Origin of the sequence: Azospirillum oryzae, assembly GCF_008364795.1 — a bacterium.
In the GTDB taxonomy this organism is placed as follows: Bacteria; Pseudomonadota; Alphaproteobacteria; order Azospirillales; family Azospirillaceae; genus Azospirillum; species Azospirillum oryzae.
In genome coordinates this window covers 537,357-562,501 of the sequence record NZ_VTTM01000002.1, presented here as the reverse complement: position 1 = coordinate 562,501, position 25,145 = coordinate 537,357, and the positions used below count along the sequence as shown (strand labels likewise).

Sequence of the window (25,145 nt, the reverse complement as noted above, 5' to 3'; positions counted from 1 at the left end):
GGCCCGTCAGAGGGCGCCGTTGACCATGCGGTTGAAGCCGATCACCACCCGGTCGCCGCCATAGGCGACCAGCGTCACGCGCCGGGTCTGGCCGGGCTCGAAACGCACCGCCGTCCCGGCCGGAATGTCGAGCCGGAAGCCGCGTGCCTTCTCGCGGTCAAAGGTCAGCGCGCTGTTGGTCTCGTAGAAATGGAAGTGGGAGCCGACCTGGATCGGGCGGTCGCCGGCATTGGCGACGTCGAGTTCGACGGTGTCTCGGCCATCGTTCAGCACGATCTCGCCGGCCGCCGGGAAGATTTCACCGGGTTTCATCGGGCAGTCCCCCTCAACGGATCGGCTGGTGGACGGTGACGAGCTTGGTGCCGTCAGGGAAGGTTGCTTCAACCTGGATGTCGTGGATCATGTCGGCCACGCCGTCCATCACCTGATCGCGGGTCAGCACGGTGGCGCCGTCGCGCATCAACTCGGCCACCGTGCGGCCGTCGCGCGCGCCTTCCACCACATAGTCGGTGATGAGGGCGACCGCCTCCGGATGGTTCAGCTTGACCCCGCGTTCCAGCCGCCGCCGCGCCACCATCGCCGCCATCGCGACGAGCAGCTTGTCCTTCTCGCGCCCTGTCAGGTTCATCGGGGGATTGCCCTTTCGCCACCCTGTTCGTTGCCGGCGATTATGCCACGCCGACGCGGCGCGCCAAGTGCGTCGTATGACGTAGGGGGTTGAAACAGTTGACGCTGGAGCCTGGACGTGGCCCTCAGACCTCCCACAGCCGCGGCAGGCGGGTCGGTAGGCCGGCGGCCTCACTGCGCAAACCCGACCACAGCGCGGCATAAGCCCGGCGCACCGCGCGCGCGTCGCCGCCGAGGATGCGGACGATCAGCAGGCCATCCAGCGCCGTGGCGCCGATGCGCGCACCCTCAAGCGGCTCCACCAGCGCGCGGACGGCATCGAGATGCCGGGCGGCATCGGGGGCGGCGTGCAGCAGGGTGGCGCAGGCGGCGGCTCCACCGAAGCCGGCGGGGTGGGCCAGAGCCTCGGCAATGTCGTCGTCCAGATGCAGGGCGTCGGCCCAGATCAGGCGGCCGTCGCGGGCGACCTCCCAGGCGTCGCGGATCAGGCCGCGGGTGACCGTCTCGCCGAAGGCGGCGCGGCCGAAGACCAGCATCTCCCCGGCGATGGCGCGGCCATCGCCCGACAGGTCGATGCGGGTCAGGCGGCGCAGGCGGGAGCCTTCGAAGACGATGGCTTCCTGCGGCATCCATTCCAGCCAGCCGCCCTCCTCCACCGACAGCGCGGTGTCGATGCGGCAGTCCGCGCCGGTGGAGCGATAGACCTTCTCGGCCGCCTGGGTGGTGACCAGCGCCCTGGCGCCCGGCCCGACCGACAGCGCGATGTCCATACGGTCGCCGCCGACCATCCCGCCAGACGTGGTGGCGAGCACCGCGATGGGCAGGTCATCGCGGCGCGGCGTCGGCATCAGCACCCGCAGCGGGTCGTGGTGGTAGAGGGTCGCCAGACGGGTCTCGCCGTGGCGATGTTCGAACCGGACGGTCGCCGCACCATGGACCGCGACCTTCTTTTCCCCGCACCCTGAATCGCGCGCCGAATTTTCCGGCCTGTCGGCCACCGCCACCTGAACCAAGCGCCCGCTCCTCACTGGATCACAGGGGCGCCAGTCTGCCGGAAGCGAGGCCGTTCAGGCAATGCGGACAAACACCCCGCCCCGCTCAGCCCTCGCCGTTGAAACAGCCGTTGCGGGCGGCGACCACCGCGACCTGGGTGCGGTTGCGCACACCCAGCTTCTGCATGATGGCGCGCACATGCACCTTCACCGTGCCTTCCAGCACGCCCAGGCCGCGGGCGATCTCCTTGTTGGAGTGGCCGGCCAGCAGCAATTCGAACACGTCGCGCTGGCGGTCGGTCAGGCGGTCCAGGATGTCGTCGTTGCCGCGCGGCCCCTCGGCCAGCGCCCCATTCAGCACCGCGCGCGGCAACGGCAGGAAGATGTCGCCGCTGAGCGCCAGCGAAATGGCATGCTCCAGCACCTCCGGCGGGCTGGTTTTCAGCACATAGCCGCGGGCTCCCATGCGGACGCTGTCGACGATGTCGGCAACCTCGTCGGAGTTGGTGAGGATCAGGACCGGCACCTCTCCCAGCGTCTCCTTCAGCCGGCGCAGCCCAGCGATGGCGCCGCCGCCGGCGTCCTCGTCGTCCGCGCGCTGCGGTCCGGGGTCGTACAGAACCAGGGCCAACTCGGGGGTCTGGCGGCCGATGTTCAGCGCTTCATCCAACGACCCGGCCTCCAGCACGCGCGTCCCAGGGCAGATTTCGCCGATGGACAGAGCGAAGCCATGGCGCACCATCGGCTGCTCGTCGACCACCAGAAAAATCCGCGTGGGATTGCCCGCGCTACGCGAACCATCGCGCGCTTGAAGCTCGAACTCCATCGTGTCCCCTTATTCTCAGCGGACCGCTTCTCAGTAGGGCCAAGAACACCAAAAAGCCCCAACGGAAAAGCGGTTCATTCGCGCCGCTCTTTGGCGCAGCTACCCCTAAATATCGAATGAACGGCTCTGCGTTCAATTTCCTGCCAAATCTGATCTATTGCCTGTGACTTTCCTGTTCTCACCTTGCGCCGTTGGTTAATGAACCGTATAAATCATCCCGGCATGAAGCGTAAAGCCCGCTGTTCCGAACAATATTGTTCTAATTTTCTATGTTCGGAGTCTGCGTGGGCCGGATCGAGCGGTCCGGTCCTTGGCCTGATCCTTCAGGCGCGGACAAAAAGGGGGGATCGCCGCCGCCCGGTGATATGGGTGGCCCAGCGGAGGATGATCGATGACGACATGGAATGTGATGCTGGTCGACCATGACCGGCTGTTTTCGGCGGCTTTGGCAACGTTGATCGGCGGCGGCCCCTTCCGGGTCAGCGCCCACGCGGCCAGCGCCGACGACGCGCTCGACCTCATTGCCGACGGCGAGGAGCCCGACCTGATCGTGCTGGCGCTCCAGGACGGCATGCCGGAGGAGATCGCCGGCATCCGGCGCCTGCGCGACGGCACATCGGCCCGGATCGCGGTGCTGGCCGACACCATCGCCGACCGCAGCCTGTCCCAGTCGCTGAAGGCGGGCGCCGACGCCTATCTAAACAAGAGCATGTCGAGCGAGAGCCTGCTGCGCTCGCTGCGTCTGGTGATGCTGGGCGAGGTGGTCTATCCGACCCACGTCGCCGGCCTGCTGATGGCCGCCGCCAACGAGCGCCCGCAGCACAGCCCGACGCCGATCGCCATGCCGCCCAGCGGCGACCTGTCGAAGCGCGAGGTTCAGATCCTGCGCTGCCTGTTGGCCGGCCAATCGAACAAGGCCATCGCGCGCAACCTGCACATCACGGAATCGACCGTGAAGATGCATTTCAAGAACGTGATGCGGAAGATCAACGCGCAGAACCGCACGCAGGCGGCGGTTTGGGCGATCCAGAACGGGCTTTCGCCGCTGGTGTCGGCGTAGGGGTAATTTGTGTAGGCGCGGGCTTCGATACCCCCACCTCAACCCTCCCCCGCTGGGCGGGGGAGGGAGCGAGTGCTGATGCGGGAGAGCGGCGGCAGTCCCTCCCCCACCCAGTGGGGGAGGTTAGGTGGGGGTCTAACGCCGCAAAAATCCTACCCCCCTACTCCGCCGCGTGGCGATGGCCGGCGTGGCGGCCTTCGCAGAACTCTTCGATCATCTTGCGGCAGAAGGCCGGAATGTCGTCGGGCTTGCGCGAGGTGACCAGACCATGGTCGGTCACCACCTGCTCGTCGACCCAGGTCGCACCCGCGTTGCGCAGGTCGGTCTGCAGCGACGGCCAGGAGGTCATCCGCTTGCCGCGGACGCCGCCGGCGTCGATCAGCGTCCAGGGGCCGTGACAAATAGCGGCAATGGGACGATCCGAATTCACGAAGCTCTTCACGAACTCGATCGCCTTTGGCTCCAGCCGCAGGCTGTCCGGATTCATCACGCCACCCGGCAGCATCAGCGCGTCGTACCGGCCGGCATCGGCTTGGTCGAGCGTTACGTCGACATCGACCTTATCGCCGCGGTCATGGTGATTCCAGCCCTGGATCTGCCCGCTTTTCGGCGAGACCACATGCACGGCGGCACCGGCAGCGCGCAGGGCCTTCACCGGCTCGGTCAGTTCCACCTGTTCGAAGCCGTCGGTGGCGAGAACAGCCACGGTCTTTCCATTGAGGTTCTGGGCATTGAGGTTCCGGGCCATGGACGGGTCTCCTTCGCTGTTGGTCATGCCGCAGCAACCGGATTACCCCTGCATGGTTCCCTGGGAACTGTCCCGCAATTCCCATGTTGATTGTGACATACGAGACACACATTAGCGAAGGGAGCCCGAATCATGAGGTTCCAGACCCTGTTGGCCGGCCTTGCGCTGGCGACGACCCTGCCATTCGCCCACATCGAGTCGGTACAGGCCGCCGATCCGCGCGCCGGCGACGATCTTGTCGGGCTCGAAGTGACCGGTCTGCTCGGCGAGGAACTGGGCCAGATCGTTTCCGTTTCGCCGAGCGCCGACGGCAAGGACACCAGCATCCTGGTCGAGGCCAGCGGCATGCTGGATGTCGGTCACCGCTTCTTCACCGTCCGCCGCTCGCAACTGTCGCCGGGCGAGGACGTGGACACCGTCACCTATAAGAAGACCGCGGAGGACGTGATCCGCCGCATTCACAACGACACCCAGGTCGCGGAGCGCTGAACCGGCGCCCCGCGCGCCATACGACTGATCAGGCCGGTTCGTCGGGGTGGCAGGGTTTGCAGCCGGTGGGCCAGGGTTCGCCCAGATCCTCCACCACCATACGCCAGGACTCCCCGTCCAGGCGTATGCAGCCGCCACCGGCGAAATGCAGGGCGATCCCGCCCTCCATCGTCTCCATCGACAGCAATTCCAGAATCCGGCCGCGGTCCTTCAGATCGAAGCCGCGCAGCTTGGCGCCGGTCACCCCATCGACCCGCACGCCGCAATGGACCCGCTCGTAGGGAGCCAGATCGTCGTCGTCGGCGGCGGGGCCGGGACGCGGGCGGTCGGCGGCTTCCCAGCGGAAGCGGTTGACGACCATGACGAACCGCTTGTCGTCAGGCTGGAAGCACATGTCGCCGACCGGAAGGATGGCGTCCTGCAGGCAGGCGGAGACGACCTTCAGGTCCTCCTCGTCTTCGGCACGCAGGCGGATCGGGGTCATGGCTGAGGCCGTCATGGTCGTGGGCACCTCTCGGGAATGGCCAACCTTATGGGGATGGCGGAGGGGTGCCCCCGCCGCTTACTCGTCGCCGCCGTGGATGCGTTCGATCTCCGCACCGCAGGCGGCCAGTTTCTCCTCCACCCGCTCATAGCCGCGGTCGAGGTGGTAGACGCGGTTGACCATCGTCTCCCCCTCCGCCGCCAGCCCGGCGAGCACCAGCGACACCGAAGCGCGCAGGTCCGTCGCCATCACGGGCGCACCGGTCAGCCGCTCCACACCGCGCACCAGGGCCGACGAGCCGTGGACCGTGATCCGCGCGCCCATGCGCGTCAGTTCCGGCGCGTGCATGAAGCGGTTCTCGAAGATCGTTTCCGTGATCATCGCCGCGCCCTTCGCCGTGCACATCAGGGCCATCATCTGGGCCTGAAGGTCGGTGGGGAAGCCCGGGAACGGCTCGGTCATCACATCGACGCCGTGCAGTTCGCCGTTCGCGCGCGACACGCGGATCCCGTTCTCGATCTCCTCGAAGGCGACGCCGGCCGGAGCCAGCGCCTTGACCGCCGCTTTGATCAAATCGAGACGGGTGTTCATGATGTCAAGACGGCCGCCGGTGATCGCCGCGGCCATCGCGTAGGTGCCGGTCTCGATGCGGTCGGCCACCACCATGTGGCGGGCGCCGTGCAGGCGGTCGACACCCTCGATCACCAGCCGGTCGCTGCCGATGCCGGTGATCTTCGCCCCCATCTTGACCAGGCATTCGGCGAGGTCGGTCACCTCCGGCTCGCGCGCGGCGTTGACCAGGATGGTGGTGCCCTTGGCCAGCGTGGCGGCCATCAGCAGGTTCTCGGTCGCCCCGACCGACACCTTGGGGAAGACGTATTCCGCACCGCGTAGACCGCCGGCCGGGGCCTTGGCGACGATATAGCCGGCATCGATGCGGATGTCGGCGCCCATCGCCTCCAGACCCTTGATGTGCAGGTCCACCGGACGGGCGCCGATGGCGCAGCCGCCGGGCAGCGACACCTTGGCCTCGCCGCAGCGGGCCAGCAGCGGACCCAGCACCAGCACGCTGGCGCGCATCTTGCGGACCAGATCGTAGGGAGCGGTGGTGTTGGTGACGTCGCGCGCGGTGAAGTCCACGGCGCGACCGGCGCAATCGCCGCCGGCCCCCGCCATATGGATCGCCACGCCATGCTGCAACAGCAGGTTGCACAGCGTGTTGATGTCGGCCAGGATCGGCAGGTTGGTCAGCGTCAGCGTCTCGTCGGTGAGCAGCGACGCCGTCATCAGCGGCAGGGCGGCGTTCTTGGCGCCACCAACGGTGATGGAGCCGTTCAGCGGGCGGCCGCCGCGGATGCGGATCTTGTCCATGGACCTGTTTCTTTCGCGGATACGCTTTTGAGGAGCGATCAGATAGGAGTGCTCAGAGCCGGGGCAGCGTGACGCCCTTCTGCCCCATGTATTTGCCGGACTTGTCGGCGTAGGACACCTCGCACACGCTGTCGCCCTTCAGGAACAGGAACTGGCACAGCCCCTCGTTCGCATAGACCTTGGCGGGCAGCGGGGTGGTGTTGGAGATCTCCAGCGTGACGTGGCCTTCCCACTCCGGCTCCAGCGGGGTGACGTTCACGATCAGGCCGCAGCGGGCATAGGTGCTCTTGCCCAGGCAGATGACCAGAACGTCGCGCGGGATGCGGAAATATTCCACCGTGCGGGCCAGCGCGAAGCTGTTCGGCGGGATGATGCAGACGTCGGTCTTGCGATCGACGAAGCTCGAATCGTCGAAACGCTTCGGGTCGACGATGGCGTTGTCGACGTTGGTGAAGATCTTGAACTCGTCGGCGACCCGGGCGTCGTAGCCGTAGGACGACACGCCGTAGGAAATCACGCCTTCGCGCTTCTGGGTCTCGACGAAGGGCTCGATCATGCCCTTGGTCTCGGCCATCTCGCGGATCCAGCTGTCCGGCATGATGCCCATCGCGGGGGTACTCCTTGGCGTATCGATTGGGTGGAGGGGTGGTGAGGCTGGTTTGTAGCCGAGCGCGCGGCGAGGCTCAAGAAAAGCCGGGCCGCTTGTGGCGCATGGACGGTTCTTTATCACGGCGCTGGTCTTCCGCGCGGTCGCGGCTAAGCTTCGCCGCATGACACAGAACTTCATCCTGTCCGTGACGGACACCCCCGCCCCGGCCGATCTGGCCGGCGTCTTCGACGGCCTGCGCGCCTACAACGAGGCGTCGCTCGGCCGCCCCTACGACCGCCGCGACCTTGTGGCGGTCGCCCGCGACGCGGACGGCACGCTGAAGGGCGGGCTGGTCGGCTACACCAACTGGGACTGGCTGTATGTCGACCTGCTGTGGGTGGACGACTCCACCCGCGGCAGCGGTCTCGGCGGCCGCCTGCTGGCCGAGGCGGAGGCAGAGGCCAAGACCCGCGGCTGCCGCTGGTCGCGGCTCTACACCTACGACTTCCAGGCGCCGGGCTTCTACCCGAAGCAGGGTTATCAGGTGTGGGCGGAGATGGAGGGCTATCCGCCGGGGCACAAGCAGATCTGGTTCAGAAAGGAGTTGGCCTGAACGAGAGTGCCCTCTCCCTGGTCGGGAGAGGGGCTATTCCCCCCGCTGCCGCGCCTGTTCCTTGCGCTTGCGCAGGTTCTCGCGCAGGCGGGCGGCGAGGCGTTCGTCGCGGGCCGATACCGCCGGCTTCGGCTTCACCGGTGCCGGCGGGGTGTCCATCGTCTCGGCGGTGTCGTCCATCGGCGCGGCTCCGCAACCAGCCTCACAGGCGGGTGTCAGTGGTCGGAATGATGCAGGATCTGGTCGCGCAGGCCGGTCTCGTAAGCGACGCCGGTGGCGGTCAGGATCGCCGCGCCGGGGGTGCGCTTCACGATGCCCTTGCGCTCCAGGATGGTCCAGACGGCGTCGTTCTGCAGGCCGGTGGCGTCCTTGGCGGCGACCACGGCATGACCGAGGTGGAAGTGGTTGCCGTGGGCATGGGGCAGCGAAGTGATCTGGAAGCCTCCCTCCTCATCCTCGGCCGGGGCGTTCTCCAGTCGGGCGATCTCCTGCAGAAGGGTCAGGGTGCGCAGCTGCAGCGGGTTCAGGTTCAGCGGATTCTTCTTCGGGGGCATCGATGGTCTCATCGGTCCTGGTGTGTCGCGGTCGCGCAGTAGACCGGCAGGGCGGATCGGCTGTCAAGCATGCGAACCGGTCACGGGATGGTCGCGGATGCAGGCTGGCGCCCCGGTCGCCGCTGGGGCATAAGACCGTCGGACCATCGTCATATCAAGGTGTCGGACCATGACCATCCTCGTCACAGGGGCCGCCGGCTTCATCGGATCGCATGTCGCGGCGGCTCTGCTGGACCGCGGGGAGAGCGTGCTCGGCCTCGACAACCTGAACGACTATTACGCGGTGGCGCTGAAGGAGGCGCGGCTCGCCCGGCTGACGGGCCGGTCCGGCTTCCGCTTCATCAGGGCCGACATCTCCGACCGCGCGACGGTGGAGGGGCTCTGGCCGCAGTTCGGCGACGTGACGGGCGTGGTCCATCTGGCGGCGCAGCCGGGCGTTCGCTACTCTATCGAGAACCCCTACGCCTATGTCGATGCCAACGTCACCGGTCAGGTGACGCTGCTTGAGGCGGCGCGGCGCATGTCGGGTCTCAAGCATTTCGTCTATGCCTCGACCTCCTCGGTCTATGGCGCGAACCGCAAGATGCCGTTCTCGGTGGAGGACCGGGTGGACAGCCCGGTGTCGGTCTATGCCGCCACCAAGAAGGCGGCGGAGATGCTGGCCTTCACCTACAGCCATCTCTACCAGACTCCGATGACGGGGCTGCGCTTCTTCACGGTCTATGGCCCGTGGAGCCGCCCGGACATGGCGACCTGGCTGTTCGCCGACGCCATCACCGCCGGCCGGCCGATCCGCGTCTTCAACGGCGGCAAGATGAAGCGCGACTTCACCTATATCGACGACATCGTCGCCGGCGTGCTGGCCGCCCTCGAGCGCCCTGCCCCGGTGGATGCCGAGACCGGCGCCCCGCACCGCGTGTTCAACCTCGGCAACAACCGGTGCGAGGAGCTGATGCGCTTCATCACCGTGCTGGAGCAGGCTTTCGGCCGCGAGGCCGTCAAGGTGATGGAACCGATGCAGGCAGGCGACGTGCAGGAGACTGCCGCCGACATCGAACTGAGCCGCCAGGTGCTGGGCTTCGAACCGAAGACCCCGATCGAGATCGGCCTGCCCCGCTTCGTGGAGTGGTACAAGGGCTATCACAAGCTCTGAGCCTTCCCCTTCTCCTCCACCACCCGAGCCACCATGACCTCCACCGCCTATTCGACCGCGCTGATCGGCGTCTTCCTGCTGTGTCTGGCCGTCGGCTGGTACCTGTCGACGCGGGTGCTGCGCTATCTGCTCGCCAGCAGCATCATGGACATCCCGAACGAGCGGTCGAGCCATCAGGCGCCGACCCCGCGCGGCGGCGGCTGGGCGGTGATGCTGACGGTGGTGCCGGTCTTCGCCATCGCCGGGATCGCCTTCGGCCGGCCGCTGGAAACCGGGGCGGTGCTGCTGGGCACGCTGGCGCTGATGGGGGTGTCGTGGATGGACGACCGGCGCACCCTGTCGCCGCTGCTGCGGCTGGCGGTGCAGGCGCTGGCGGTGGCCTTCGGGCTGCTGGCGCTGCCGTCCGACCAGATGGTGTGGCAAGGCTGGCTGCCCTGGGGCCTGGACCGGGCGGCGACGGCCTTCCTGTGGCTGTGGTTCGTCAACCTCTATAATTTCATGGACGGGATCGACGGGCTGGCCGGCAGCGAGACCATCCTGATCGGCGGCGGCGTGGCGCTGGTTTCGCTGGTGATGGGCGATTTCGGGCTGACCGGAGTCGCCGGGGCGGCGCTGGCCGGAGCGGCGGCGGGGTTCCTGACCCACAACTGGCGGCCGGCCCGCATGTTCATGGGCGACGTCGGCAGCATCCCGCTCGGCCATATCCTGGCCTTCCTGCTGGCCTCGCTGGCGGCGCGCGGCGACTGGGCGGCGGCGCTGATCCTGCCCGCCTATTACCTGACCGACGCCACCATCACGCTGCTGCGCCGGCTGCTGCGCGGCGAGAAGATCTGGCAGGCCCACCGCGAGCATTTCTATCAGAAAGCCGCCAAGGGTGCGGGCCGGCACGACCGCGTGGTCCTGACCATCATCGGTTACAGCCTCGTCCTCGTCGTCGCGGCGCTGGCCGCCGGAAGCTTCGGCGCCTGGACGCTCGTGCCCGGCGCCGTCACCGTCGCGCTGCTGCTGGCGACGCTGACGCGCATGTCGAAAGCCTGATTCCGATGACCACAGCCTTCCTCGACCTCTCCGTCGTCCTCTACCACCCCGATCCGGAGTTGCTGACCCGCTCGCTCGACACCATAGGTGCCGCCGCCGACCGGCTGGCGGAAGCAGCCGGGGTGCAGACCCGGCTGTGGATCATCGACAATGGCGCACCGGAGGGTAGCGACGCGGCGTCAAACCCGTTCCGGCCGCTTTTGGACCGCTATGCCGAGGCCGGCCGGCCGCCGGTGACGCTGATTGCCGGACATGGCAATGTCGGCTACGGCGCAGGGCACAATCTGGCGATCCGCCGGGGCGACGCGCCATACCACCTGATCCTGAACTACGACATCCTGCTGGAGCCGGACGCGCTGCTGGCCGGCTGGCGCTATATGGAGGCGCACCCGCGCACCGTGCTGCTGACGCCCAAGGTGTTCGGCCCGTCGGGGGAGCAGGAGTTCCTGTGCAAGCGGCGGCCGACCGTGCTTGATTTGGGTCTGCGCGCTTTCGCTCCGGCCTCCGTCAAGCGGCTGTTCGCAAAGCGGCTGAACCGCTACGAGATGCGCGACGTCACCGGCGACTCCGTCGTCACCGGGCTGGAGCAGGTCAGCGGCGCCTTCATGCTGTTCCGGCGCGACGCGCTGACCCGGCTGGGCGGCTTCGACGACGGGTACTTCCTGTATTTCGAAGATTTCGACCTGTCGCGCCGGGCGATGGCGCTGGGCGAGATCGCCTACGTGCCGGACGTGCGCATGGTGCATTTCGGCGGCAAGGCGGCGCGCAAGGGCAGCGCGCATATCCGCATGTTCGCCCGTTCCGCCCTACGCTTTTTCAATACCCACGGATGGCGGCTGGTCTGAACTGTGCGACTTCCGCAGCCCCGGCCGGCCGCGGGTCTTCAGCAACAGCGGGTTCCAGGCGATCATGCGGGCGACCTGCCCCAGCGTCGCCTTGCGGTCACGCTGGATGACGCGGCGTTTGGCCATCATGCGCGGCAGCCCGCACAGCGCGTCGCGGATGCCGCGGCCGATGGCGCCGGTGCGATCGCTGCCCAGGCTGCGGAACACCAGATAAACCACCAGCAGCGCATGGCCAGCGAAGGCCAGCGGCAGCAGCGGCAGCGGCATGTTCTTCACCATCGTCCACACCAGATTGCGGACGCCGTGATACTGGGCGAAAGTGCCGTACTGCTTGGACACGCCGCTGCTGACATGTTCCACCACCGCGTCGCCGACCTGCACCGCCGGGCCGCCGCCGAGGCGGATGCGGAAGCCGAGGTCGACATCCTCGCAATAGCAGAAGAAATCCTCGTCAAAGCCGCCGACCGCTTCGAAATAGTCGCGACGGTACATTGCGGCGGCGGCGCAGGGCGAGAAGACTTCGCCGCTGTAATAGGGCGGCTTCAGCATGCGGCGGTAATTGACCCGCCAGGCAAAGCCGAAAATGGAATACTGGTCGCCCTCGCCATCGATCATGCGGGGGTCGTGCGAAAACAGCTGGGTCGAGCCGAACATCGCCACGTCGGGCTGCGCATGGGCGGCGGCCTGCAGCCGCTCCATCCAGTCGCGGCGCGGGAAGGCGTCGGGATTCAGCGTGACGATCCAGGGGACGGTGGCACCGGCGGCGCCGATGTTGTTGGCCTTGGCGAAACCGACATTGCTGTCCAGGCGGACCATGCGGAACCGCGGATCGGCGGGCAAGGCGATCCCGTCGACGTCCTTCGACGCATTGTCGACGATCACCACCTCGAAGGCAGGGTCGGTCTGGTCGAGCAGACAGCCAATGACGCGATTGACGAACTCGGCGCAGTTAAAGCTGACGATGATGATCCGGCTGTGCCGATCATTTGCACCGTCCACAATGTGTGACATGTCTTGGTAGCGTCCTTATCCACGCGTCCCTATTCAGCTTATAGCCATTCCCACCACCAACCGAAAGCCGGAAAAGGGTTCTGGGACTTTGCGCCGTGGCGTCACCCGGCCAAACCGGATACTAAGGCATGGTTCAGTCCATGATACGATACCAGCACGGACATTCCTGCCCATGCGCGTTCTCCTGACCGGCGCCACCGGCTTCGTCGGCCGCCACACCGTCCCGCTGCTGGCCGCCCGCGGACACCGGGTGCGGGCCGCCCTGCGCACCACCAGGGAAGGGCCGTGGGAACCGGCGGCGGTCGGCGACATCGGTCCCGACACCGACTGGACCGCGGCGCTGGAGGGCGTCGATGCAGTGATCCACATGGCGGCCCGCGTCCATGTGATACGCGACAAGGCCGCCGACCCGCTGGCGGAGTTCCGCCGCGTCAACACCGCCGGCACCGTCCGGCTGGCGGAGCAGGCGGCAGCGGCCGGAGTCAAGCGTTTCGTCTTCCTCAGCAGCATCAAGGCGATGGTGGACGAAAGCCGCCCCACCCCGCTGGACGCCGAAGCGCCGCCCGACCCGCACAGCCCCTATGGCATCTCCAAGCTGGAGGCCGAGCAGGCGCTCGCCGAAATCTCCGCCCGCACCGGCATGGAGGTGGCGGTGATCCGCCCGCCGCTGGTCTACGGACCCGGCGCCGCCGGCAACATGCGGGCGCTGGTGAAGCTGGTGGCGACCGGCCTGCCGCTGCCGCTCGGCGGCATCCACAACCGGCGCAGCCTGATCTATGTCGGCAACCTCGCCGACGCGGTGGTGACGGTGCTGGAGCATGCCCACGCCGCCGGCGGGACCTTCCTGGTCCAGGATGGCGAACCGGTTTCGACCGCCGATCTGGTGCGCGCCATCGCCGCGGCGCTGGGCCGGCCGGCGCGGCTGGTCCCGGTGCCGCGCGGCCTGATGGCGCTGGCGGCGGCGCTGACCGGCACGCGCGCGGTGTTCGACCGACTGGCCGGCACGCTGACGGTCGATGACGGACCCATCCGTAAAAGGCTCGGCTGGCGCCCGCCCCATGACCTTGCGTCCGGGTTGCGCGCCACTGCGGAATGGTTCAAAGCTTCCCGCGGCTGATTACCGGGCTGGATCCGCCATCGCTGGCTCCAGCTGCCGAACGAAAGAACAAGGTTTAGCGGCATGCGTATCCCGTCCGCACGGGCATCCCTGGTTTTCCTGCACGATCTGGTGATGACCGGGGTTGCCCTGGTCGTTGCCCTGTACCTGCGGGTGGGCGGTTCCGCCTTCGGTTTGTATTTCGATGCGCTGGTCATCGCGCTGCCGACGTTGGTCGGCATTTCGGCAGCCGTCTTCGTGCTGTTCGGGCTGTACCGCGGCATCTGGCGCTACGCCTCCATCCCCGACCTGATGCAGGTGGTGCGCGCCGTCACGGTGGCGGTGCTGTGCTTCGTCCTGGCGATGTTCCTGCTGACGCGCGCGGAGCTGCTGCCGCGCTCCCTGCCGCCGATTCTGTGGCTGGTGCAGATGCTTCTGCTCGGCGGGCCGCGTTTCGCCTACCGCTTCATGAAGGACCGCCGCTTCAGCTGGGCAGAGGCGGTGGAGGGCGTGCCGCGCATCCCCGTCCTGTTGCTGGGCGTCGGCGACGCGGCGGAGCTGTTCATCCGCTCGCTCGACCAGCCGGGTCAGTCGGCCTATCGCGTCGTCGGCATCCTGGACGACAAGGGCCGGCGCATCGGTCATGCCGTGCGCGGCGTGCCGGTCCTGGGCGGCCCGGACGATCTGGAGCAGGTGGTCCAGGCGCTGGACCGCAAGGGAGAGCGGCCGCAGCGGCTGATCGTCACCAAGGGCGATGCCGAGTTGAAGGGATCGACCCTGCGCAGCCTGCTCGACCGGGCGGAGGCGCTGGGGCTGGTCCTGTCGCGCCTGCCGAGCCTGACCGAGTTCAAGTCGGCGCTCGGCGAAGGCAAGGGCGTCGAGGTGCGGCCGATCGCGCTGGAGGATTTGCTGGGCCGACCGCAGGCGGTGCTGGACCGCGGCGCCATCTCCGGACTGATCGGCGGGCGGCGGGTGATCGTCACCGGCGCCGGCGGCACCATCGGCAGCGAACTGGTCCGCCAGATCGCCACGCTGGGGCCGGAACGGCTGATCCTGCTCGATGCCGGGGAGTTCAACCTCTACAGCATCGAAATGGAGGTGCGGGAGAAGTTCCCCGGTCTCGACACCCGCGCGGTGATCGCAGACGTGCGCGACCGCGACCGCATCATGCGCCTGTTCCAGAACGAGCACCCGGCCCTGGTCTTCCACGCCGCGGCGCTGAAGCATGTGCCGCTGGTGGAGGCCAACCCGTGCGAAGGCGCGCTGACCAACGTCATCGGCACCCGCAACGTGGCGGACGCCGCGCGCGCCGCCGGCTGCCTCGCCATGGTGCTGATCTCCACCGACAAGGCGATCCGCCCGACCAGCGTGATGGGCGCGGCCAAGCGCTTCGCCGAGACCTATTGCCAGGCGCTGGACGTGCTGCCGCCGCGCGACGGGACGGAACAGGCCACCCGCTACATGACCGTGCGCTTCGGCAACGTGCTGGGCTCCTCCGGCTCTGTCGTGCCGCTGTTCACCCGCCAGCTGGCGAAGGGCGGTCCGCTGACCGTCACCCACCCCGACATGCGCCGCTATTTCATGACGGTGCGCGAGGCGGTGGAACTGGTTCTGCAGGCCTCCGCCCACGGCGCCACCCGCGCCGAGGACCGCGGCAAGATCCTGGTTCTGGACATGGGCGAGCCGGTGAAGATCGCCGACCTCGCCCGCCAGATGATCCGGCTGGCCGGTTACCGGCCGGGCGTCGACATCGAGATCGCCTATACCGGCCTGCGCCCCGGCGAGAAGCTGTTCGAGGAAATCCTGACCGCGGCGGAGGCGCCGAGCCGCACCGAGGCCGACGGCGTCTTCCTCGCCTCCCCCCGATTGATCGACTATGCGCTGATCAACCGCGCGGTGGGTGAGTTGGAGGCGGCGGCGCGCGCAGGAGACGGCGAGCGGGTTCTGTCGATCCTGGGCACCGTCGTGCCCGATTTCCGCGCAGAGGCGGTGCTGCCGTCCGCCGCGACGCAGGCGTGATTCAGGCGCGTGTTCGGGGCGTGAAAAAAAGTAGGCCGAGGGGTGATTTTAAGCGCTTGCATCCCCCAAAGGCCTGTGGCATAACCCGCGCCACTTCGGGGGGCGGCCAAGCCTGGACGCCTCACCCGGACGCATCGCCCCGGCGATGATCGGTTATCGGGGCTGCCGTAGCTCAGTGGTAGAGCACTCCCTTGGTAAGGGAGAGGTCGAGAGTTCAATCCTCTCTGGCAGCACCATTCCTCCGATCTTGTCATCAGGCGCCTGCATCTGGCGCTGCCGTAGCTCAGTGGTAGAGCACTCCCTTGGTAAGGGAGAGGTCGAGAGTTCAATCCTCTCTGGCAGCACCATCCTCCTCTTTTAAAAACTCCCCTTAAAAATCGGTTCATCGCTTCCTTGACCTTGCCGCCGAAAGGCCGCAAGAAACGCGCGCGAGTTCACACAGCGTGAACAGTTGGTACACGATTTCACAGTGCGTGAAATCACAGGCGCGGGTTCGTTTCGGGAGGATGTCACCATGGCCGGCAACAGCTTCGGCACGCTTTTCCGCTTCACCACCTGGGGCGAGAGCCACGGCCCGGCCATCGGCGTCGTCGTGGACGGCTGCCCGTCGCTGATCGACCTCGTTGCGGAAACCGACATCCAGCCCTGGATGGACAAGCGCCGTCCCGGCCAGTCGCGCTACACCACCCAGCGCCAGGAACCCGATCAGGTGAAGATCCTGTCTGGCGTGTTCGAAGGCAAGACCACCGGCACGCCGATCTCGCTGCTGATCGAGAACACAGACCAGCGGTCCAAGGACTACAGCGACATCGCCGGCAAATTCCGCCCCGGCCATGCCGACTACACCTACTGGCAGAAATACGGCATCCGCGATTACCGCGGCGGCGGACGCTCCTCGGCGCGGGAAACCGCCTGTCGGGTCGCCGCGGGTGCGGTGGCGCGCAAGGTGTTGGGCTCCGCCATCCAGGTGCGCGGCGCCCTGGTGCAGATCGGCCCGCACAAGATCGACCGCAGCCGCTGGGATTGGGCGGAGATCGACAACAACCCCTTCTTCTGCCCCGACCCGGTCGCCGCCACCCAATGGGCCGAGTATCTCGACGGCATCCGCAAGAGCGGCTCTTCCGTCGGCGCCGTGGTGGAACTGGTGGCGTCCGGCGTGCCGGTGGGGCTGGGCGACCCGCTCTATGACAAGCTGGACAGCGACCTCGCCTGCGCGATGATGACCATCAACGCGGTGAAGGGCGTTGAGATCGGCAACGGCTTCGCCGCCGCGGAACTGACCGGCGAGTTGAACGCCGACGAGATGCGCATGGGTCCCGACGGCCAGCCGCAGTTCCTGTCCAACAATGCCGGCGGCATCCTGGGCGGCATCTCCACCGGGCAGGACATCGTCTTGCGCTTCGCGGTGAAGCCGACCAGCTCGATCCTGACGCCGCGCCAGACGGTCGACACCGCCGGCAACGACACCGACATCCTGACCAAGGGCCGCCACGACCCCTGCGTCGGCATCCGCGCCGTTCCCGTGGGCGAGGCGATGATGGCCTGCGTGCTGGCCGACCATTTGCTGCGGCGCCGGGCGGAACGGCGGGAGTGACCACCCCATGCCCGCCCGTCGCCATGGACAGCGCCTGATCCTCGCCCTGGCGATGCTGGCGGTCATCGCCTCTGCCGCCGCAGCGAGCGCGGCTGACGACAAGCCCTTCCGGGAATTCGACGAGACGTTCAAGTCCTGGAAGCTCTACTGTCAGCTCTGGACCGGCACGCGGCAGGTGGAGTGCGAGCTGACCGCCCGCGGCACCAACGACCGCACCGCCCGGCTGGTCTGGCTGCGCTCGACCGACAAATGGCGCGAGGGGCTGCGCTTCCGCGTGAATGCCGAATCGCTGGACCTCGACAAGCTGGTGCGGGTCTGGGCCGACCGGGCGGTGTTCAAGCCCGACTCTCCCTGCAAGCCCTACCGGTTCGAGACCAACACCTGCGCCGTGACTGATCCCGACATCAACCGCCGCATGGTGGAGAAGATGGCGCCGGCGCCGGAAGTCTCCATCGTCGGCCAGTCGCCGGCCGGCGAGAAGACGGAGGTTCGTTTCCCCCTCGCCGGCTTCCGCGAGGCGCTGGAACGCAGCGACGCCATCCGGGCGATGGCGGGCAGGCCGTGGGCGACGAGCCCCGACGGGGACTGATCCCTATATTGCGAACTCCATGAAAAGAACCGACGGACTCCCCGCCCCGTGACCGACAGCCATTTCCCCAGCAAGGACGCCGTCCTCGCCTTTATCCGGTCGAGCACCACCCCGGTCGGCAAGCGCGAGATCGCCCGCGCCTTCAAGCTGTCCGGATCGGCCGACCGCGAGACGCTGAAGGATCTGCTGCGCGAACTGGAGGCCGACGGCGCGGTGGAGCGTGGCCGCAACAAGCGCATGGCCCCGCCGCAGGCGCTGCCCGCCGTCGCCGTTCTGCTGGTCACCGGCGCCGACGCGGACGGCGAGTTGTCGGCCCGACCGCTGACCTGGACCGGCGAAGGCGACCCGCCGCGCATCTTCCTGCTGCCGGAAAAAAGATCGCGGGGCGAGGACAAGCCGCTGGCGGTCGGCGACACGCTGCTGGCGAAGCTCGCCCGCATCAACGACCGCCTGTACGAGGCCCGCGTCATCCGCCGGATAGACGGCGAGCGCGAGGGCCGCATCCTCGGCGTCTACCGGCCGAGCGCCGATGGCGGGCGCATCCACCCGACCGACCGCCGCCACAAGACCGAGTTCCTGGTGCTGCCGCTCAATCGCGGCGAGGCCGAACCGGGCGATCTCGTCTTTGCCGACATCCTGCCGGCAGGGCGCGCCGGCCAGCCGCAGGCCCGCGTGGTGGAGCGTCTCGGCTCCACCGACGAACCGCGCGCCTTCAGCCTGATCGCCATCCACGCCCACGGCATCCCCACCGGCTTCCCGCATGCGGCATTGCGCGAGGCGGAACTGGCGGCGGTGCCGGCGCTGATGCAGCGGGAGGATCTGCGCGACATCCCGCTGGTGACCATCGACGGCGCCGACGCCCGCGACTTCGACGACGCGGTGTGGGCTGAACCGGACAGCGATCCGGAGAATCCGGACGGCTGGCACCTGATCGTCGCCATCGCCGACGTGTCCTATTACGTACGCCCCGGATCGGCGCTCGACCGGACGGCGTACGAGCGCGGCAACTCGGTGTACTTCCCCGACCGCGTCGTGCCGATGCTGCCGGAGGCGCTGTCGAACGGGCTGTGCTCGCTCCGACCGGGGGAGGATCGCGCCTGTCTGGCCTTCCACCTGTGGATCGACCGCAACGGTGTGCTGATCCGGCATCGGCTGGTCCGCGGACTCATGCGGTCGGCGGCGCGGCTGACCTATGAACAGGTGCAGGAGTGCCACGACGGCCGGCCGGACGAGGTGACGGCGCCGCTGGCCGAGGGTGCGATCGCCCCGCTGTTCGGCGCGTACGCCCGTCTCGCCGCCGCGCGCGCCAAGCGCGGCACGCTGGAGTTGGACCTGCCCGAACGCCGGGTGAGGATCGACGAGCGCGGCCGGGTCGCCGAGATCACCAGACGCGAACGCCACGACAGCCACCGGCTGATCGAGGAGTTCATGATCGCCGCCAACGTCGCCGCGGCGGAGGTGCTGGAGCGGCGCAGCATGCCCGGCCTCTACCGCATCCACGACCGTCCCTCGATGGACAAGATGGAGGCGCTGCGCGGCTTCCTGGCGGAAATCGGCCATCCGCTGGTCAAGAGCATCGACCTGACGCCCAGCCACTTCACCCGCATCCTGCGCAAGGTCGAAGGCACGTCGCACGCGCCGCTGGTCAGCGAGGTGATCCTGCGTGCCCAGGCCCAGGCCGCCTACAGCCCGGACAACATCGGCCATTTCGGGCTGGCGCTGCACCGCTACGCCCATTTCACCTCGCCGATCCGCCGCTATGCCGACCTGATCGTCCATCGGGCGCTGATCCGCACGCTGGGGCTGGGCGTCGGCGGGTTGGACGACGAGACGTTGGCCCGACTGGCGGAGATCGGCGAGCATCTGTCCGGCACCGAACGCCGTGCCGCGGTGGCGGAGCGCGACGCGGTGGACCGCTATACGGCCGCCTTCCTGGCCGACCGGGTGGGTGAACGCTTCAGCGGCCGCATCTCCGGCGTCAGTCGCTTCGGGCTGTTCGTCCGCCTGGACGAAAGCGGTGCCGACGGCCTGATCCCGGCCAGCAGCCTGCCCGATGACAGGTACGATCATGACGAGGCCGCACACGCGCTGGTCGGGCAGCGTACGGGGCGGACGTACCGCCTCAGCGGCCCGGTCAAGGTGGTGCTGGTGGAGGCCGATCCGGTCAGCGGCAGCACGCTTTTCCGGCTGGCCGACTCAGGCTGACGACTCGGAAACCGCCGACACCGTTGCACAATGGCAACGCTTGAGCAATGTGGCCGAATCGTGGCCCGGCCAAGCTTTGGCCGCATCGCCACCATACCAGCGTGACCTTGGCGACACAGAATCGGACAATCCGCGACATTGTGGTGCGGCCCGTAATTTTGTCCCGCCCGGCCTCCTGAACGAAGGTGTATCTATCACCCATCCGGGATCGGCAACATCCTCGTCCGGTCCGGCTGCAGGAAAGGGAGGCCGCGGTTCGCCCCATGGCCCAGTTCGATCACAACCTGTGCGATCACGGCGTGTGCGATCCGAATGCACCGTCCCAAGTGCCGCCTTTTGACTCGCCGCCTTTTCGGTTCCCCGCGATGTCGAACATGGCGCGCCGCCTGAGCCGTTCGCTCCGCCATCTTGCGTTCCAGCTTCCCGCCGCAGCCCTTTTCGCCACCACCGCCTTCGCCGGGCAACCGCAGGTCGCGATCACCGCGCCGCCGCCCCCGGTGACGGAGCAGGTCTTCACCGTCGGCTTCGGCAAGATCGCCGAGGTTTATCTGGACCCGGTTTCCTTCGACCGGCTGGGAATGGACGGGCTGAAGGGCCTGAGCACCATCGATCCGTCGGTGACGGTGGAGCAGACCGGCAACACCGTACGCCTGTACGTGTCGGGCGCGCTGGCGGCGGAATATGGTGCCGCGGCGGACCGCGATGCCGCCGGCTGGGCGGTTCTGACCACCCGCATCATCGACCGCGCCCGCAGCCATTCGCCGATCCTGGCGAAGGCGACGCCGGAACGGCTGTATCAGGTCGTCTTCGACGGCGTCACCGCCGACCTCGACGGCTATTCCCGCTATACCGGCGTCCAGCGCGCCAGCAACGAGCGCGCCCAGCGCGAAGGTTATGGCGGCGTCGGAATTTCGTTGGACAGCGCCGCCAACGGCCGCGTCACCGTACACGACGTCATGCCGCACAGCCCGGCCGAGCGCGCCGGCATCGTCGGCGGCGACCTGCTGCTGGCCATCGACGGCGACCTGACGACCCGAATGACCGCGGCGGACATGCGCGAGCGTCTGCGCGGCCCCACCGGTACCCTGCTCACCCTCACCGTCGCCCGAGACGGCGGTGCTCCCCGACGCCTGCCCCTGCGCCGTGAACGGGTGGTGCCGAACACCGTCACCTATTCGCTGTCCGGCGACGTCGGCATCGTCAAGCTCGACCGCTTCAACGCCACCACGGCCTCCAGCCTGCGGTCGGCGGTGACCTCCATCCGGCAGGCGGCCGGCCCGACGCTGCAGGGCATGGTTCTGGACCTGCGCGGCAATCCGGGCGGGCTGCTGGACCAGGCGGTGGCGGTCGCCGACCTGTTCATCCGCCGCGGCCGGATCATCTCCACCGAGGGACGCAATCCCGAAAGCCGCCAGCGCTTCGACGCCAACCCGGACGACCTGCTCGACGGGCTGCCGCTGGTGGTTCTGGTCGACGGCCGGTCCGCCTCGTCGGCCGAGGTGGTGGCGTCCGCACTGCAGGACTCCGGCCGCGCGGTGGTGGTGGGGGCGTCCAGCTACGGCAAGGGCAGCGTCCAGACGGTCAACCGCCTGCCGAACGACGGCGAGCTGTTCCTGACCTGGAGCCGCATCTACACGCCGGCCGGCTACACCCTGCATCGCCAGGGCGTGCAGCCCACCGTCTGCACCAGCCGGGCCGGCCAGACCGACCCGGAGGCGCTGCTGTCCGACCTGCGCGAAGGGCGGCTGCGCCCGGCCCAGATCGCCAGTTGGCGGTCCAAGGCGGCCGACGACGAGCATGCGCTGAACGCCCTGCGCGAAGCCTGCCCGTGGAAGGAGCATGAGCCGGAACTGGACCTGCAGGTCGCCATGCGGCTGCTGGCGGAACCGGCGCTGTACCAGCGGGCGGTCGCCTCCGCGGTGGTCAACACCGTGGCGGAGCGCTGAGCGGGCCGGAGGGCGGCGGCGCTGTGGCAATTGCCGTCGGACGCCGATTTCACCGCCCATAACGCTTGACATTGCGGCGTCAGACGGTATTTTCCGCCGCTACGACGCCGCCCCGCCGGGCCGGCGGGGCACGGATTTTTTGTCGGGATCGAGATCATGGCCAAGCAGAACACCGTCCTCATCAAGCTGGTGAGCACGGCAGACACCGGTTTCTTCTACGTCAAGAAGAAGAACCCGAAGAAGACCACCGAGAAGCTGTCGTTCCGCAAGTACGACCCGGTGGCGCGCAAGCACGTCGAGTTCAAGGAAGCCAAGATCAAGTAAGGCTTGTCCGACACTGAGCTGTGCTTCGAATGAACAAGGCCGCCTTTTTGGGCGGCCTTTTCGTTTTGGGTCATCGGCGCACGCGCCACCCTGCATCTCCCATGGCATTGCCGATGCGGCGTCCTGTCGCAGCCGCTATTTGCGGTGACGGCCACACCACGGATGCATGCATTCCAAAAGAGGCGCTCCAGGTGGACACTCTCCGAAAGATTCGGATTTCGGAGGGACCGCCCGTGCCCGACACACATCCCATCCTGAGCGCCGACCCGGCCGCCACCCAAACCGTTACCGAGCGGCGGCAGACCATCGCCACCCGTTTCCAGAAGGCGCGCGCCCGCACCGCCGAACTGGTCGCCACCCTGTCGCCGGAAGACCTGATGGTGCAGACGGTAGCGGATGGCGCGCCGGCGAAATGGCATCTCGCCCACACGAGCTGGCTATTCGAGGTCGCGGTGCTGATTCCCTTCAGTCCCGGCTACCGGCCGGCCGACCCGGCCTTCCTCGACCTGTTCGCCGCCCGCACCGACGGAGGTCCCGCGCCTCCCCGCGTTCTGTCGCGTCCGACGGCGGCCGAGATCATGCGCCACCGCGACCAGATCAACGGCGCGGTGCTGCATTTGATCGACGCGCTGGACGAGTCGCTGTGGGAGGCCGCCGAATCGGCGCTGATGATGGCCATCGCCCATGAACGGCGCCATCAGGAGCGGATGCTGCTGCACATCAAGCATGCCCTGTGGTGCAACCCGCTGCGCCCGGCCTATGAACAGGCGCCGGACCACCCGCATCTCGGCGCCCCGCCCGATGGCTGGCTGGAGCAGCCCGGCGGCCTCGTCGAGGTCGGCAGGCCGGCGCCGCTGCCCGGTTTCGACCATGAGGGGCCGCGTCACCGCGTCTGGTTGGAACCCTACCGGCTGGCCGCCCGCCCGGTCACCTGCGGCGAATTCCTGGCCTTCATCGACGCCGGCGGTTACAGCGACCGCTCGCTCTGGCTTACGGACGGCTGGGAGACCGCGCACGCCGAGGGTTGGAGCGCCCCGCTCTATTGGGAGCGCGGCGGCTTCGGGTCCGGCGCCCGCTGGCAGGTCTTCACCCTGTACGGCATGCAGCCGCTCGGCCCGGATGAGCCGGTTTGCCATGTCAGCTGGTACGAGGCCGATGCCTATGCCCGCTGGGCCGGCAAGCGCCTGCCGCGGGAGGCGGAGTGGGAGACGGTCGCCGCCGGCTGCGACAGCATGGGCAATCTGCTGGGCACCGGCCACCGCCACCCCCGCGCCGGGACCTGCCACGGCACCGGCCCCTGGCAGATGTGCGGCGACGTGTGGGAATGGACCGGCGACGCTTTCCTGACTTATCCCGGCTACCGCCGGCCCCACGGCGCGGAAAAGGCGGTCCCGGACGAGGCGGTCAACGGCCGGCTTGCCGTCAACCGCATGGTCCTGCGCGGAGGCAGTTGTCTGACGCCCTTCGACCATGCCGGCCCCTGGACGCGGCATTATCTGCGGCCGGAGATCCGGCTGTCGGTGAGCGGGTTCCGGCTGGCGGAAGACGCTTAAGGAGAGGCTTGCGGGGAGACTTGTGCGCCCGCGCCGGCGGTCAGCGCCCGCGCCTGCCCCTGAGTGAGGATTCCGCGCTCGGTCAGGCGGGACAGCAGCGCCACGGCCAATTCGGCCTGGAACAGCGCCTCCCTCTGCGGGCCCTCCTCTTGCGAGGCATTGCGCGGGTGGCGGGGCACGCCGAATGCCTCGGCCAGCCGGTCGGGCGGCGCATCTGCCAAATCAGGATCCAGCGCCGCCGCCAATGCCCCGAGGTCAAGCGACGGCGGCAGCGCCGGATCGGCGATACCGGCCTGAGCGGCCGACCGCGCGAGGGCGGCGACGCTTGAGTCGATTCCGATGCCGACGGCGATGCAGTTGTGCAGCGCGTCCTGGATCGCCGGCCACACCGCTGCGAACGGGCGCTCGCCCGCCACCATGGCGGTGCCGATGCCATGACGGGCGGTCGCCTCGGGCGGAACGGGATCGATGGGGTCGATCAGCAGGGCGAGCGACACGGTGGGGAAGATGCGCGAACCCACCAGCCGCACGGTGCCGATTGCGATCACCGGGCCGCTGTCCGGCTCCACCCCCGCCGTGGCCACCCAGAGCGCGACGAAGGGCAGGGCCGCCAGCGGCTCTTCATCACCGAGCGGGCCGGCGGCCTGGGCCGCCCGCAGGCTGAGCGTGCGCTTGCCGCTGAGCCCGGCGGCATGGGCCATGCCGCGGGCAGGGAAGGACAGAATCGCACCGGCGCTCAGCCCCAGATCGGCGATCCGCGCCGACAGCTCGCCGTCTTCGATCCGGCGCAGCACGGCGGTGACGGGGGCGCCACCGCCGCGCGCCCGCTCCATCGCACGGGCGAGATCGTCGCGAAACAGGGACTTGCCGATGTCGGCCCCCTCCTCCACCGCCAGCAGCCGGGCGGCGGCAGGGTTCAACTGCTCCACACGCCCGAGTTCGTCGAGGACCAGCAGGGGATCGTTGGCCAAAGCCAGCACCGCCCGCAACGCCCGGTCCGCGCGTCCACCCCCGAACGGTCCTGCTCCCAGAGGTCCGTCGCCAAGCCCGCGCTCGCCGCCACGGGCCAGGCTCGCCGCTTCGGCCAGGCGCGCCAGCTCGCCGCCCGGTCCGCCGGAGATCGGCTCCAGATCCACCCGGCCGCGGGCGCCGGACAGGCGGTCCGACAGCCGGCCGAGATCGCGGAAATGGCGCGACAGGCGGGAGAAAACGAACCAGACCGCCAGCAGGCCCAGTCCACAGATCGCCAGCCCGCGGGTGAAGGCGGTGCGGTCGTCGGCCGCCAGCTGCGTGATTTCCACGCCGAGAAAGACCAGCGCGGCCGCCGCCACCGCCAGACCAAGCATCACCACGCGCCAAACGCCGCCCTTCATCGGGCCGTCTCCCCATCATTGCATGCCGAGTCTAGCCGGCAGAACG

At 68.3% G+C, this 25,145-nt stretch carries 26 protein-coding genes and 2 tRNA genes; 16 read left to right on the top strand and 12 right to left on the bottom strand.

Annotated features, from left to right (window positions below; translation table 11 throughout):
• Positions 1–6 precede the first annotated feature (6 nt).
• From FZ938_RS08685 to FZ938_RS30785, 4 genes are all read right to left on the bottom strand, one after another.
• Positions 7–312: an urease subunit beta gene (locus FZ938_RS08685; protein ID WP_109074033.1), complete on the bottom strand. Its 306-nt coding sequence runs from the start codon at positions 310–312 to the stop codon at positions 7–9.
• A gap of 13 nt (positions 313–325) precedes the next feature.
• Positions 326–628 (bottom strand): urease subunit gamma, encoded by a 303-nt coding sequence (locus FZ938_RS08680; RefSeq protein WP_085089984.1) that lies wholly within the window; start codon positions 626–628, stop codon positions 326–328.
• 124 nt (positions 629–752) lie between these two features.
• Positions 753–1,631 (bottom strand): urease accessory protein UreD, encoded by an 879-nt coding sequence (locus FZ938_RS08675; RefSeq protein ID WP_246457858.1) that lies wholly within the window; start codon positions 1,629–1,631, stop codon positions 753–755.
• 94 nt (positions 1,632–1,725) lie between these two features.
• Positions 1,726–2,379 (bottom strand): LuxR C-terminal-related transcriptional regulator, encoded by a 654-nt coding sequence (locus FZ938_RS30785; protein WP_246457758.1) that lies wholly within the window; start codon positions 2,377–2,379, stop codon positions 1,726–1,728.
• Positions 2,380–2,836: 457 nt separating this feature from the next.
• Here FZ938_RS30785 and FZ938_RS08665 point away from each other — a divergent pair, with 457 nt between their 5' ends.
• Positions 2,837–3,505, top strand: a complete 669-nt coding sequence (locus tag FZ938_RS08665; RefSeq protein ID WP_085089987.1) for a LuxR C-terminal-related transcriptional regulator — start codon at positions 2,837–2,839, stop codon at positions 3,503–3,505.
• 160 nt (positions 3,506–3,665) lie between these two features.
• Here the strand turns inward: FZ938_RS08665 and FZ938_RS08660 are convergent, their stop codons facing one another.
• The gene (locus FZ938_RS08660; RefSeq protein WP_149198143.1) at positions 3,666–4,253 is read right to left on the bottom strand and encodes a type 1 glutamine amidotransferase domain-containing protein; all 588 of its coding nucleotides are present in this window, start codon (positions 4,251–4,253) and stop codon (positions 3,666–3,668) included.
• A gap of 132 nt (positions 4,254–4,385) precedes the next feature.
• On the opposite strand from FZ938_RS08660, the gene FZ938_RS08655 reads away from it, so the two are divergent.
• Positions 4,386–4,742 (top strand): hypothetical protein, encoded by a 357-nt coding sequence (locus FZ938_RS08655; protein ID WP_149198142.1) that lies wholly within the window; start codon positions 4,386–4,388, stop codon positions 4,740–4,742.
• Positions 4,743–4,770: 28 nt separating this feature from the next.
• Here the strand turns inward: FZ938_RS08655 and FZ938_RS08650 are convergent, their stop codons facing one another.
• The 3 genes from FZ938_RS08650 to dcd all read right to left on the bottom strand — a co-directional run bounded on the left by FZ938_RS08650 (position 4,771) and on the right by dcd (position 7,204).
• Complete coding sequence (locus tag FZ938_RS08650; protein WP_149198141.1) at positions 4,771–5,241, bottom strand: DUF2948 family protein; 471 nt, start codon at positions 5,239–5,241, stop codon at positions 4,771–4,773.
• 63 nt (positions 5,242–5,304) lie between these two features.
• Complete coding sequence (gene murA / locus FZ938_RS08645; RefSeq protein WP_149198140.1) at positions 5,305–6,597, bottom strand: UDP-N-acetylglucosamine 1-carboxyvinyltransferase; 1,293 nt, start codon at positions 6,595–6,597, stop codon at positions 5,305–5,307.
• 52 nt (positions 6,598–6,649) lie between these two features.
• A complete protein-coding gene (dcd, locus tag FZ938_RS08640; RefSeq protein ID WP_014248468.1) occupies positions 6,650–7,204 on the bottom strand; it encodes a dCTP deaminase in 555 nt (184 codons plus the stop codon).
• A 163-nt stretch (positions 7,205–7,367) separates the two neighbouring features.
• Between dcd and FZ938_RS08635 the strand changes: the two genes are divergently transcribed.
• Entirely contained in the window at positions 7,368–7,799 is a 432-nt protein-coding gene (locus FZ938_RS08635) for a GNAT family N-acetyltransferase (RefSeq protein ID WP_149198139.1), read from the top strand.
• A 33-nt stretch (positions 7,800–7,832) separates the two neighbouring features.
• On the opposite strand, the gene FZ938_RS30480 is transcribed toward FZ938_RS08635, so the two are convergent.
• The gene (locus FZ938_RS30480) at positions 7,833–7,979 is read right to left on the bottom strand and encodes a hypothetical protein (RefSeq protein ID WP_174757236.1); all 147 of its coding nucleotides are present in this window, start codon (positions 7,977–7,979) and stop codon (positions 7,833–7,835) included.
• Positions 7,980–8,014: 35 nt separating this feature from the next.
• Complete coding sequence (locus tag FZ938_RS08630; RefSeq protein WP_149198138.1) at positions 8,015–8,353, bottom strand: hypothetical protein; 339 nt, start codon at positions 8,351–8,353, stop codon at positions 8,015–8,017.
• 169 nt (positions 8,354–8,522) lie between these two features.
• On the opposite strand from FZ938_RS08630, the gene FZ938_RS08625 reads away from it, so the two are divergent.
• From FZ938_RS08625 to FZ938_RS08615, 3 genes are read left to right on the top strand one after another with little or no spacing between them, the layout of a single operon-like run.
• A complete protein-coding gene (locus FZ938_RS08625; RefSeq protein WP_149198137.1) occupies positions 8,523–9,506 on the top strand; it encodes an SDR family NAD(P)-dependent oxidoreductase in 984 nt (327 codons plus the stop codon).
• A gap of 33 nt (positions 9,507–9,539) precedes the next feature.
• Entirely contained in the window at positions 9,540–10,544 is a 1,005-nt protein-coding gene (locus tag FZ938_RS08620; RefSeq protein WP_149198136.1) for an MraY family glycosyltransferase, read from the top strand.
• Between the two features lie 5 nt (positions 10,545–10,549).
• Positions 10,550–11,389: a glycosyltransferase family 2 protein gene (locus FZ938_RS08615; protein ID WP_149198135.1), complete on the top strand. Its 840-nt coding sequence runs from the start codon at positions 10,550–10,552 to the stop codon at positions 11,387–11,389.
• Here FZ938_RS08615 and FZ938_RS08610 read toward each other — a convergent pair.
• Positions 11,351–12,400, bottom strand: a complete 1,050-nt coding sequence (locus tag FZ938_RS08610) for a glycosyltransferase family 2 protein (RefSeq protein WP_149198134.1) — start codon at positions 12,398–12,400, stop codon at positions 11,351–11,353. The two genes, FZ938_RS08615 and FZ938_RS08610, sit on opposite strands and share 39 nt — an antisense overlap.
• A gap of 172 nt (positions 12,401–12,572) precedes the next feature.
• On the opposite strand from FZ938_RS08610, the gene FZ938_RS08605 reads away from it, so the two are divergent.
• The 10 genes from FZ938_RS08605 (at position 12,573) to egtB (ending at position 23,726) form a co-directional block, all read left to right on the top strand.
• Positions 12,573–13,517 carry a UDP-glucose 4-epimerase family protein gene (locus FZ938_RS08605; protein ID WP_149198133.1) on the top strand — a complete coding sequence of 315 codons (945 nt, stop codon included), beginning with the start codon at positions 12,573–12,575 and terminating at the stop codon, positions 13,515–13,517.
• 63 nt (positions 13,518–13,580) lie between these two features.
• Positions 13,581–15,515, top strand: a complete 1,935-nt coding sequence (locus FZ938_RS08600; protein WP_149198132.1) for a polysaccharide biosynthesis protein — start codon at positions 13,581–13,583, stop codon at positions 15,513–15,515.
• 161 nt (positions 15,516–15,676) lie between these two features.
• Positions 15,677–15,751 (top strand) — tRNA-Thr (locus FZ938_RS08595).
• Between the two features lie 36 nt (positions 15,752–15,787).
• Positions 15,788–15,862, top strand: a tRNA-Thr gene (locus FZ938_RS08590).
• 167 nt (positions 15,863–16,029) lie between these two features.
• On the top strand, positions 16,030–17,109 hold the full coding sequence (gene aroC, locus FZ938_RS08585; protein WP_149198131.1) for a chorismate synthase: 1,080 nt from the start codon (positions 16,030–16,032) through the stop codon (positions 17,107–17,109).
• A 7-nt stretch (positions 17,110–17,116) separates the two neighbouring features.
• Positions 17,117–17,698 (top strand): invasion associated locus B family protein, encoded by a 582-nt coding sequence (locus FZ938_RS08580; protein ID WP_149198130.1) that lies wholly within the window; start codon positions 17,117–17,119, stop codon positions 17,696–17,698.
• A gap of 48 nt (positions 17,699–17,746) precedes the next feature.
• Positions 17,747–19,903, top strand: a complete 2,157-nt coding sequence (gene rnr / locus FZ938_RS08575; RefSeq protein WP_149198129.1) for a ribonuclease R — start codon at positions 17,747–17,749, stop codon at positions 19,901–19,903.
• A 374-nt stretch (positions 19,904–20,277) separates the two neighbouring features.
• Positions 20,278–21,849 (top strand): S41 family peptidase, encoded by a 1,572-nt coding sequence (locus FZ938_RS08570; protein ID WP_246457754.1) that lies wholly within the window; start codon positions 20,278–20,280, stop codon positions 21,847–21,849.
• A gap of 156 nt (positions 21,850–22,005) precedes the next feature.
• The gene (gene rpmG, locus FZ938_RS08565; protein ID WP_012974790.1) at positions 22,006–22,173 is read left to right on the top strand and encodes a 50S ribosomal protein L33; all 168 of its coding nucleotides are present in this window, start codon (positions 22,006–22,008) and stop codon (positions 22,171–22,173) included.
• Between the two features lie 233 nt (positions 22,174–22,406).
• Positions 22,407–23,726, top strand: a complete 1,320-nt coding sequence (gene egtB / locus FZ938_RS08560; RefSeq protein WP_246457752.1) for an ergothioneine biosynthesis protein EgtB — start codon at positions 22,407–22,409, stop codon at positions 23,724–23,726.
• Here the strand turns inward: egtB and FZ938_RS08555 are convergent.
• Positions 23,723–25,099: a PAS domain-containing protein gene (locus tag FZ938_RS08555; protein WP_149198126.1), complete on the bottom strand. Its 1,377-nt coding sequence runs from the start codon at positions 25,097–25,099 to the stop codon at positions 23,723–23,725. The genes egtB and FZ938_RS08555 overlap by 4 nt on opposite strands.
• Positions 25,100–25,145: the final 46 nt, after the last annotated feature.

Excerpts from the sequence above, each read along its gene's own strand:
- FZ938_RS08685 (WP_109074033.1), bottom strand. The coding sequence starts at position 312 with ATGAAACCCGGTGAAATCTTCCCGGCGGCCGGCGAGATCGTGCTGAAC.
- FZ938_RS08680 (WP_085089984.1), bottom strand. The coding sequence starts at position 628 with ATGAACCTGACAGGGCGCGAGAAGGACAAGCTGCTCGTCGCGATGGCG.
- FZ938_RS08665 (WP_085089987.1), top strand. The coding sequence starts at position 2,837 with ATGACGACATGGAATGTGATGCTGGTCGACCATGACCGGCTGTTTTCG.
- FZ938_RS08660 (WP_149198143.1), bottom strand. The coding sequence starts at position 4,253 with ATGGCCCGGAACCTCAATGCCCAGAACCTCAATGGAAAGACCGTGGCT.
- FZ938_RS08655 (WP_149198142.1), top strand. The coding sequence starts at position 4,386 with ATGAGGTTCCAGACCCTGTTGGCCGGCCTTGCGCTGGCGACGACCCTG.
- FZ938_RS08650 (WP_149198141.1), bottom strand. The coding sequence starts at position 5,241 with ATGACGGCCTCAGCCATGACCCCGATCCGCCTGCGTGCCGAAGACGAG.
- murA (WP_149198140.1), bottom strand. The coding sequence starts at position 6,597 with ATGGACAAGATCCGCATCCGCGGCGGCCGCCCGCTGAACGGCTCCATC.
- dcd (WP_014248468.1), bottom strand. The coding sequence starts at position 7,204 with ATGGGCATCATGCCGGACAGCTGGATCCGCGAGATGGCCGAGACCAAG.
- FZ938_RS08635 (WP_149198139.1), top strand. The coding sequence starts at position 7,368 with ATGACACAGAACTTCATCCTGTCCGTGACGGACACCCCCGCCCCGGCC.
- FZ938_RS30480 (WP_174757236.1), bottom strand. The coding sequence starts at position 7,979 with ATGGACGACACCGCCGAGACGATGGACACCCCGCCGGCACCGGTGAAG.
- FZ938_RS08630 (WP_149198138.1), bottom strand. The coding sequence starts at position 8,353 with ATGCCCCCGAAGAAGAATCCGCTGAACCTGAACCCGCTGCAGCTGCGC.
- FZ938_RS08625 (WP_149198137.1), top strand. The coding sequence starts at position 8,523 with ATGACCATCCTCGTCACAGGGGCCGCCGGCTTCATCGGATCGCATGTC.
- FZ938_RS08620 (WP_149198136.1), top strand. The coding sequence starts at position 9,540 with ATGACCTCCACCGCCTATTCGACCGCGCTGATCGGCGTCTTCCTGCTG.
- FZ938_RS08615 (WP_149198135.1), top strand. The coding sequence starts at position 10,550 with ATGACCACAGCCTTCCTCGACCTCTCCGTCGTCCTCTACCACCCCGAT.
- FZ938_RS08610 (WP_149198134.1), bottom strand. The coding sequence starts at position 12,400 with ATGTCACACATTGTGGACGGTGCAAATGATCGGCACAGCCGGATCATC.
- FZ938_RS08605 (WP_149198133.1), top strand. The coding sequence starts at position 12,573 with ATGCGCGTTCTCCTGACCGGCGCCACCGGCTTCGTCGGCCGCCACACC.
- FZ938_RS08600 (WP_149198132.1), top strand. The coding sequence starts at position 13,581 with ATGCGTATCCCGTCCGCACGGGCATCCCTGGTTTTCCTGCACGATCTG.
- aroC (WP_149198131.1), top strand. The coding sequence starts at position 16,030 with ATGGCCGGCAACAGCTTCGGCACGCTTTTCCGCTTCACCACCTGGGGC.
- FZ938_RS08580 (WP_149198130.1), top strand. The coding sequence starts at position 17,117 with ATGCCCGCCCGTCGCCATGGACAGCGCCTGATCCTCGCCCTGGCGATG.
- FZ938_RS08570 (WP_246457754.1), top strand. The coding sequence starts at position 20,278 with ATGGCGCGCCGCCTGAGCCGTTCGCTCCGCCATCTTGCGTTCCAGCTT.
- rpmG (WP_012974790.1), top strand. The coding sequence starts at position 22,006 with ATGGCCAAGCAGAACACCGTCCTCATCAAGCTGGTGAGCACGGCAGAC.
- FZ938_RS08555 (WP_149198126.1), bottom strand. The coding sequence starts at position 25,099 with ATGAAGGGCGGCGTTTGGCGCGTGGTGATGCTTGGTCTGGCGGTGGCG.